Genomic DNA, 7,822 nt, shown 5'->3' with positions numbered 1-7,822 from the left:
GACGCTGCGCCCGGTGGCCTCGGCCTCGGCGGCGGCCGCCGGCACGGTGTAGAGGCCGCCGTGGCACGTCGCCGGCCGGTAGCCCTCGTCGAGCTCGTCCCAGCCGCAGGCCGCGGCGTTGAGGGCTGCCGTGCGATCGCGCGGCCCTCGACCACCCAGGACCGTGGTCGCCTCCCCGGGCGAGCTGGGCGACGTGAACGCCCGGCCCAGCTCGACCACCTCGGGGTGCGTCGCGCCGACCACCATCGCCGCGAGGTCGTCCATCACGACCAGGGCGGCCTTGCTGCGCAGCCGCTCGTCGGCCAGCAGGGTCGCCGGGTCGACGGCGTCGATGCGCTCGACCAGTCGTTCCCGCCAGGCGTCCCAGCCCGCCGGCACCGCCGTCACGCGGGATCCGCCGCGGCCGCAGCCGTGCCCGCGAGCCGGCCGAGACCCACCGCGGTCAGCAGGCCGTTGCCCGAGGAGTAGCCGCGTCCGCCCTGCTGGCCGCTGACACCGGCCGCCACGCCGCCGACCGCGAACAGCCCGGGGACGACACCGTCGTCGCGCAGCACCCGACCGTCGCCGTCGACGTCGAGTCCGCCCTGGGTGTGGAACAGCCCCGGCGACACGCGCGACGCGACGTAGGGCGGCTCGAGGGGAGCCATGCCGAAGTCGGTGCGGCCGTGCTCGTCGGCCGACTCGCCGCGGGCCGCCGCGGCATACGCCTCGAGGGTCGAGCGCAGGGCGTCGACGTCCACCCCGACGACCCGCGCGAGGTCGTCGACGGTCGCGCACTCCTTGGCACCACCCATCTCGACCAGGTCGGCGAACTCGTCCTCGCGCAGCGTGATGTCGCGGATGCGGGCGTCGTAGACGGCGCAGATCGGAGCCGTTCCGCCCAGCACCTCGGTGGCGAAGCCCGAGTAGCCGACGATCTCGTCGCCGAGCCGCACCCCGCGGGCGTCGACCAGCACGCCGCCCTTCTCGACCGTCGTCCACGACAGGATCGAGCCGTGCGGGTACGCGACCGCGGCGTACCCCTGGAACGCGGCCTGGTTGCGCAGCCGTCCGCCCAGGTCGACGCCCCACTCGATCGCCTCGCCCGTCGAGCCGTGAGCACCGAAGTACTCCAGGCCCGCCAGCTCGGGAGCCCACCGCTGGACCAGCTCGCGGTTGGCCGCGAAGCCGTTGGCGGCCAGCACGACCGACCGCGCGCGGATGACGTACCGCTCGGTGCGCTCGCCCTCGACGACGACGCCGCGCACGACCCCGTCCTCGACCAGCAGCTCGGTGACGGGGTTGCCCGTGACGACGTCGACGCCGGCGCGACGGCACGCCGCGACCAGGTCGTTCGACAGGTCGATGCCGCGGCGCGACACCGGGGCGTGCAGGCGCGTGACCGAGTGGCCGACGTGCTTGTAGTCGGTGATGAGCGCCAGGCCGACCCCGTGGTCGTCGACGAGCCACTCGACCAACGACGCCGACGTCTCGGCCAGCCGGCGCGTCAGGTGCTCGGCCTCGTGAGGGCCGCTCTGCCGGATCAGGTCGGCGGTCATGCGATCGGGGTCGTCGTCGACGCCCGCCTCGCGCTGGAACCGCGAGCCGGCCGCCGGGATCGAGCCCGTCGACAGCGCCGTGTTGCCGCCCGGCGCGTCGAGCTTCTCGAGCACGACGACCGATGCGCCGGCGTCGGACGCCGCCAGGGCAGCCGCGAGTCCGCCGCCGCCCGCTCCGACGACCACGACGTCGACGTCGAACTCGTCGGCGCCCGCCGTGCGGTCGGGTGCTGTCGTGGACTGGGTGGGTGTCGAGCTCATGATGCTTCCTTCCGGCCGGCCGCGAGGCCGGCTCACACGATGTCAGGCGCGACGGGTGTGCCCGCCGCGAGGTCGGCGATCAGGCCGTCGGGACCTTGGCCATCAGGCCTCCGTCGACCAGGATCGAGGTGCCGGTGACGAACGAGGCGTCGTCGGAGGCCAGGAACGCGATGGCCCCGGCGATGTCGGCGGGGCTGCCCATGCGGCCCAGGGGTGCCGCCGCCCCGGCACCTGCCGCGGCGGCCGCGGGGTCGTCCTGGGCGTCGAAGTAGCCCTGCAGGTTGGGTGTCAGGATGAAGCCCGGGCACACCGCGTTGACGCGGATGCCGTGCGGGCCGCCGTCGAGCGCCATGGCCTTGGTCATCGCCAGGATCGCGCCCTTCGACGCGACGTAGGCGGCGTCCTGCGGGAACCCGGCGAACGACGCCGTCGAGCCGAGCGTCACGATCGAGCCGCCCCGCGGCACCATGGCGGGCCACAGGTGGCGGTTGAGCAGGAACAGGCTCGTCAGGTTGACGTCCATCTGGTGGTGCCACTCCTGCGGCGTCAGGGCGTCGAGGGCTCCCACGACCGTGATGCCCGCGGCGTGGACGACGACGTCGGGCGCGCCGTGCTCGGCCAGCAGGCCCGGGACGTGGGCGTCGACCTCGTCCTGCGAGGCGACGTCGAAGGCCGCCGTGACGGCGCGGGGGCCGGCCGCAGCGGCCGCCTCGGCGAGGCGGTCCTGGTCGCGCCCCAGCAGCAGCACCGTGGCGCCGTCGGCCGCCAGCCGCTCGGCGGCACCGCGGCCGATGCCCGAGCTGGCGCCCGAGACCCAGGCGAGCCGGCCGTCGAGCCGGCCGGTCATGCGCCGCCCATCGGCAGCGCGGGCTGGCCCGCGGTCCATCCGCCGTCGACGGCCATCACGACGCCGGTGACGGCCGACGCCCAGGACGACGCCAGGTACGCGATGGTCTGACCGATCTCCTCGGGCTCGAACATGCGGCCCAGCGGGACGCGCGCCGACACCGCGGCGTCGAGCTCGGGCGTCATCTGCTGCTTGGCCATCGGGGTGAGGGTGAAGCCGGGGCAGACCGCGTTGACGCGGATGTTGTCGGGGGCCCAGTCGATCGCCAGCGAGCGGGTCAGGGCCGCGACGGCACCCTTCGACGCCGAGTACGCCGACTGGTCGGGCAGGCTCACGAGCGCCGCCTGCGAGGCGACGTTGACGATCGCGCCCGCGCCGGACGCCTTGAGCGTCGCGTGGAGCGCCTTGCTGGTGTTGAACGTGCCGACGACGTTGACGTCGTACGTGCGGCGGAAGTCGTCGGGGTCGACGTCCTGCGCCGGCAGGTTGGCGGTGATGATGCCGGCGCAGTTGACCAGGATGTCGACCTGCCCGTGCTCGGCCACCGCGGCGTCGGCGGCGCGCTGCACCGAGGCGGAGTCGGTGATGTCGGTCCCGACGACGCCGGGGGCCTCGTTGAGGTCCCACGCGACGACGGTCGCGCCCGCTCCGCGCAGCACCTCGACCGTCGCCGCCCCGATGCCGGACGCGCCTCCGGTGACGACGGCCACCTTGCCTGAGAGATCGACCATGACGTGCCTTCCTTTCGTCAGCGCGCGGACGCGCTGGGGTAGTCGGTGTAGCCGGCGTCCCCGCCGGTGTAGAACGTGTCCTCGTCCCAGGCCGAGCGCTCGAGGCCGAGGCGCCACCGCTCGACCAGATCGGGGTTGGAGATGAACAGCCGCCCGACGCTGACGAGGTCGGCGACACCGTCCTCGACGATCGGGGCGACCTCGTCGAGCTCGCTGGAGCCCATGTAGCCCGTGTTGACGACGTACGTGGACGGCCAGCGTCGACGCAGCTCCTCGTGCAGGGTCGAGGTGCGCCCGCGCAGCGTGTGCAGGTAGGCGAAGCCGTCTGCGGCGAGCTCGTCGACCAGGGTCAGGTAGGTGTCCTCGTTGTCGCGGTCGCGCATGTCGTTGAACTGACCGCCGGGCGAGATGCGCAGGCCCACGCGGTCGGCGCCGATGGCGTCGGCGCAGGCCCGGGCGACCTCGACCAGGAACCGCGCACGGCCCTCGGGCGTCCCGCCGTACTCGTCGGTGCGCTCGTTGGTGCCCGGCGACAGGAACTGGTGGGGCAGGTAGCCGTTCGCGGCGTGGATCTCGATGCCGTCGGCGCCCGCGGCGACGGCACGAGCGGCGGCCGCGGCGTAGTCGGCGACGATCGTGGCGATCTCGTCGGTCGTCATGGCCCGCGGCTCGGGGCACGGCACGGTCTCGCCGTCGGCCGTCGTGACCTCGAGGTCGGCGCGCACGGCGCTCGGCGCCAGCACCTCGCACCCCTCGGGCAGCAGGCTGGGGTGGCCGATGCGACCGGTGTGCATCAGCTGGACGAACAGGCGCCCTCCCGCCTCGTGCACCGCGTCGGCGACGCGCGCCCACTGGGCCTGCTGCTCGTCGGTGTGCAGACCCGGGGTGCCGGGGTATCCCTGCCCCGCGGCGCTCGGCTGGGTCGCCTCGCTGACGATCAGACCGGCACCCGCGCGCTGGCGGTAGTAGTCGACGGCGCTGTCGGGGAGCACCCCGGCCACGTCCGCCCGGTTGCGGGTCATGGGGGCCATGACGACGCGGTTGGCCAGCTCGACGCGGCCGAGCTTCCAGGGCGTGAAGATCGTGTCAGGCACGGTGGGCTCCTTCGGAGGGCGCCTGCTCCGCGGCCCTCAGCATCTGCAGGGTGTTCTGCAGGGACGCCTGCAGGTGGGACTTCATGGACGTGCGGGCTCCCTCGCCGTCGCGGGACGTCAGGGAGCGGATGAGGTCGCGGTGCTCGCCGACGGCCTCCTGGGCGCGGTGCCCCGTGGCACCCGACCGCGACCGGGCGAGGCGCAGCTCGCCGTTGACCTGCGCGACGGCCTGCGCGAGACGGACGTTCCCGGCGTGGCGCACGATCAGGTCGTGCACGTCGAGGGTGTCGAAGACGCTGGGCTGCTGCCCCTGGATGACCTCCGAAACGGTGGCCTGCTGCAGCCGGTCGAGCTCGCGCAGCCCGTCGTCGCCGATGCGCACGGCGGCCAGCTCGGCCGCCTCGCACTCCAGCGCGATGCGCACCTCGAACAGCTCGTGCACCTCGTCGAGGTCGAGGCGGCGCACGAAGGCGCCCCGGTGCGACTCGAGGGTGACCAGGCCCAGGTGCGCGAGACGCTGGAGCGCCTCGCGCACCGGGCCGCGGCTGACGCCGAGATCAGCGGCGATCTCGACCTCGTTCAGCCGCGAGCCGGTCGGACGTTCGCCCTGCACGATCTGCTGCCGCACCCGCGCCTCGACCTTGTCGGCCAGGGTCAGGTTGCTGCGGTCGATCGGCAGGACGCCGTCCAGCCGGAAGGTGTCAGCCATCGATGTTGACGCACACCGTCTTGACGTCGGTGTAGTCGTGCATGACGTCGTGACCCATCTCGCGACCCCAGCCCGACTCCTTCATCCCGCCGAACGGCATCGACGGGTCGAAGACGCCGTACGAGTTGACCCACACGGTGCCGGCCTGGATGCGGGCCGCCATCTGGTGCGCCGTCGCGACGTTCTGCGTCCACACGCCCGACGCGAGGCCGTAGCGGGTGTCGTTGGCCATCGCGACGACCTGGTCGGTGTCGCTGAACCGGCTGGCCACGACGACGGGACCGAAGATCTCCTCCTTGACGATGCGCGAGTCCTGCGTCGCGCCGGCGAAGATCGTCGGCTCGATGAAGTAGCCGCGGTCGCCGATGCGCGCGCCGCCCGTGACGACCTCGCCCTCGCCCCTGCCGACGTCGAGGTAGCCGCTGACGCGCTCGAAGTGCTCGCGGCTGGCGACGGGCCCGATCTCGCTGGTCGGGTCGAAGCCGTCGCCGACCTTGATCTGGCGGGCCTTCTCGGCCATGCCCGCGATGACCTCGTCGTAGACGTCGTCGTGGACGTACAGGCGCGACGCAGCCGCGCACGCCTGTCCGGCGTTGAAGAAGATGCCGGCCGACGAGCCGGCGATCGCGGCCTCGATGTCGGCGTCCGGGAAGATGATGTTGGCGCTCTTGCCGCCGAGCTCGAGCGTGACGCGCTTGAGGTTGCCCTTCGCGGCGTCGAGGATCCGGCGACCCGTCGCGGTCGATCCCGTGAACGAGACCTTGTCGACGTCGGGGTGCTCGGCCAGGCGCTGGCCCACCGTCGAGCCGTAGCCGTTGACGACGTTGAAGACGCCGGGCGGGAAGCCCGCCTCGAGGGCCAGTCGGCCCAGACGCAGCGCCGACAGCGGCGTCGCCTCGGCCGGCTTCAGCACGACGGTGTTGCCCGCCGCGAGCGCCGGGGCCAGCTTCCACGCGCTGATCGTCAGCGGGAAGTTCCACGGCACGATCAGGCCGACCACGCCGAGCGCCTCGCGACGCGTGTACGTGTGGAAGTTGCCGGGGGCCGAGATCGGGATGGTCGAGCCCTCGAGCTTGGTGGCGAAGCCCGACATGTAGTGGAACAGGCCTGCCGCGGAGGGCACGTCTCCACCGGTCGCGAACGAGTACGGCTTGCCCTGGTCGAGGGTCTCGATGCGGCCGATCTCGGCGGCGTCCTCGAGGAGCAGGTCACCGAGGCGCCACAGGCACGCGGCGCGCTCGTTGGGCTTCATGCGCGACCACGGGCCGCGCTCGAACGCCTCGCGGGCGGCGGCGACGGCACGGTCGACGTCGGCCGCGCTGCCCTCCGACACCTGCGTGATGACCTCGCCGGTGGACGGGTTGACGGTGTCGAACACCTTGCCGTCGAGCGCGTCGACGAACTCGCCGCCGATCAGCAGCTGGGTGTGCTCGATCGGCGCGTGGGCGTCGACGGGGGTCTCTGTGACAGTCATGGGTGATCTCCTTCTGGGAGGGTGGGCTCGGACTCAGTGCTCGTGGACGACGACGCCGCGGATGTTGCGACCCGCGTGCATGTCGGCGACGGCCTCGTTGATCTGGTCGAGCGAGTAGCGGCGCGTCACGAGTTCGTCGAGCTTGAGGGTGCCGTCCTTGTACATCTTCAGCAGCTTCGGGATGTCGGCCGTGGGGTTGCAGTTGCCGTACATGACGCCCTGGAAGTGCTTGGCGAAGTTGGTGAAGTCCTGCGGGCTGATCGAGATGCCCTCGGCGGCCTGGCCGACCGACACCAGGACGCAGGTGCCGGCCTTGCCGACCGCGCGGAACGCGTCGCCGATGATGTCGCCGTCGACGCGGCCGACCGTGATGATCGCGACGTCGACGCCCTGGCCGTTGGTCAGGTGGTCGATCCGCGACTGCGCGTCGGGGATCGACGCGTACGCCTCGGTGGCACCGAAGACCTTGGCCTGGTCGTGCTTGGCCTCGACCGGCTCGATCACGATGACGTGGTCGGCACCGGCGTGCTTGGCGCCCTGGACCGCATTGGCGCCGACACCGCCGAGGCCGAGCACGAGCACGACGTCGCCGGGCTTGACGCCGCCGTTGACGGCCGCACCGAAGCCCGTCGCGACACCGCACGAGGCCAGGCAGGCCAGCTCGAACGGGATGTCCTCGGGCAGCTTCACGGTCTGCATCTCGTGGCACACCAGGTAGTTGGAGAAGGTGCCGAGGCGGGTGACGCCGCCGACGGCCCGGCCCTCGGCGTCGTGGAAGTGCGGGTTGCCGTCCATGCCCATGCCGGTCTCCATGCCGGCGCCGTTGTTGCAGATGTACTGCATGCCGCGGGCGCAGTACTCGCACTGGCCGCAGGCGGGGATGAACAGGGTCGCGACGTGGTCGCCGACCTGGACCTTGGTGACCTTGGAGCCGACGGCCTCGACGATGCCGGCGCCCTCGTGCCCGCCGACCATCGGCAGGTCGACGGCCAGGTCGCCGGTGACGAAGTGGTCGTCGGAGTGGCACAGGCCGCTGGCCATGACCTTGATGCGGACCTCGTTGTCGCCGGGCTCATTGAGGTCGAGCTCCTGGACCTTCCACTCCTCGCCGACGGCGTGGATGACAGCTGCGTTCGTCTTCATGATGGTGACCTTTCGAAGGGGGTTC

General features: G+C 72.4%; 8 protein-coding genes. All 8 read right to left on the bottom strand.

All coding sequences use genetic code 11. The features are described from left to right. Positions 1-387 (bottom strand): MmgE/PrpD family protein (locus IFT73_RS19165; RefSeq protein ID WP_192168874.1); only part of this gene is annotated, 387 nt, incomplete at its 3' end. Beyond that, positions 384-1,799 (bottom strand): FAD-dependent oxidoreductase, encoded by a 1,416-nt coding sequence (locus IFT73_RS18340; RefSeq protein ID WP_192168873.1) that lies wholly within the window; start codon positions 1,797-1,799, stop codon positions 384-386. The genes IFT73_RS18340 and IFT73_RS19165, both read right to left, overlap by 4 nt. A 79-nt stretch (positions 1,800-1,878) precedes the next feature. Then, positions 1,879-2,646 carry an SDR family NAD(P)-dependent oxidoreductase gene (locus tag IFT73_RS18335; RefSeq protein ID WP_056603716.1) on the bottom strand — a complete coding sequence of 256 codons (768 nt, stop codon included), beginning with the start codon at positions 2,644-2,646 and terminating at the stop codon, positions 1,879-1,881. Then, a complete protein-coding gene (locus IFT73_RS18330; RefSeq protein ID WP_192168872.1) occupies positions 2,643-3,377 on the bottom strand; it encodes an SDR family NAD(P)-dependent oxidoreductase in 735 nt (244 codons plus the stop codon). The genes IFT73_RS18335 and IFT73_RS18330 overlap by 4 nt, the downstream gene beginning before the upstream one ends. Positions 3,378-3,394: 17 nt before the next feature. Continuing rightward, the gene (locus IFT73_RS18325; protein ID WP_192168871.1) at positions 3,395-4,471 is read right to left on the bottom strand and encodes an alkene reductase; all 1,077 of its coding nucleotides are present in this window, start codon (positions 4,469-4,471) and stop codon (positions 3,395-3,397) included. Then, a complete protein-coding gene (locus IFT73_RS18320; protein ID WP_192168870.1) occupies positions 4,464-5,180 on the bottom strand; it encodes a GntR family transcriptional regulator in 717 nt (238 codons plus the stop codon). Before IFT73_RS18320 ends, IFT73_RS18325 begins: the two co-directional genes overlap by 8 nt. Next, the gene (locus tag IFT73_RS18315) at positions 5,173-6,654 is read right to left on the bottom strand and encodes an aldehyde dehydrogenase family protein (RefSeq protein WP_056603727.1); all 1,482 of its coding nucleotides are present in this window, start codon (positions 6,652-6,654) and stop codon (positions 5,173-5,175) included. Before IFT73_RS18315 ends, IFT73_RS18320 begins: the two co-directional genes overlap by 8 nt. A 33-nt stretch (positions 6,655-6,687) precedes the next feature. Next, entirely contained in the window at positions 6,688-7,797 is a 1,110-nt protein-coding gene (locus IFT73_RS18310; protein ID WP_192168869.1) for a Zn-dependent alcohol dehydrogenase, read from the bottom strand. Positions 7,798-7,822 lie beyond the last annotated feature (25 nt).

The sequence above is a fragment of the Aeromicrobium sp. CFBP 8757 genome (assembly GCF_014841755.1).
Taxonomy (GTDB): domain Bacteria; phylum Actinomycetota; class Actinomycetes; order Propionibacteriales; family Nocardioidaceae; genus Aeromicrobium.
The sequence above is the reverse complement of the archived record's forward strand: the minus strand, read 5'-3'. Positions and strand labels throughout refer to the sequence as shown.

What these genes read in the sequence shown, in the direction of transcription:
- IFT73_RS18330 (WP_192168872.1), bottom strand. Translation starts at nt 3,377, where the DNA reads ATGGTCGATCTCTCAGGCAAGGTGGCCGTCGTCACCGGAGGCGCGTCC.
- IFT73_RS18315 (WP_056603727.1), bottom strand. Translation starts at nt 6,654, where the DNA reads ATGACTGTCACAGAGACCCCCGTCGACGCCCACGCGCCGATCGAGCAC.
- IFT73_RS18320 (WP_192168870.1), bottom strand. Translation starts at nt 5,180, where the DNA reads ATGGCTGACACCTTCCGGCTGGACGGCGTCCTGCCGATCGACCGCAGC.
- IFT73_RS18340 (WP_192168873.1), bottom strand. Translation starts at nt 1,799, where the DNA reads ATGAGCTCGACACCCACCCAGTCCACGACAGCACCCGACCGCACGGCG.
- IFT73_RS18335 (WP_056603716.1), bottom strand. Translation starts at nt 2,646, where the DNA reads ATGACCGGCCGGCTCGACGGCCGGCTCGCCTGGGTCTCGGGCGCCAGC.
- IFT73_RS18310 (WP_192168869.1), bottom strand. Translation starts at nt 7,797, where the DNA reads ATGAAGACGAACGCAGCTGTCATCCACGCCGTCGGCGAGGAGTGGAAG.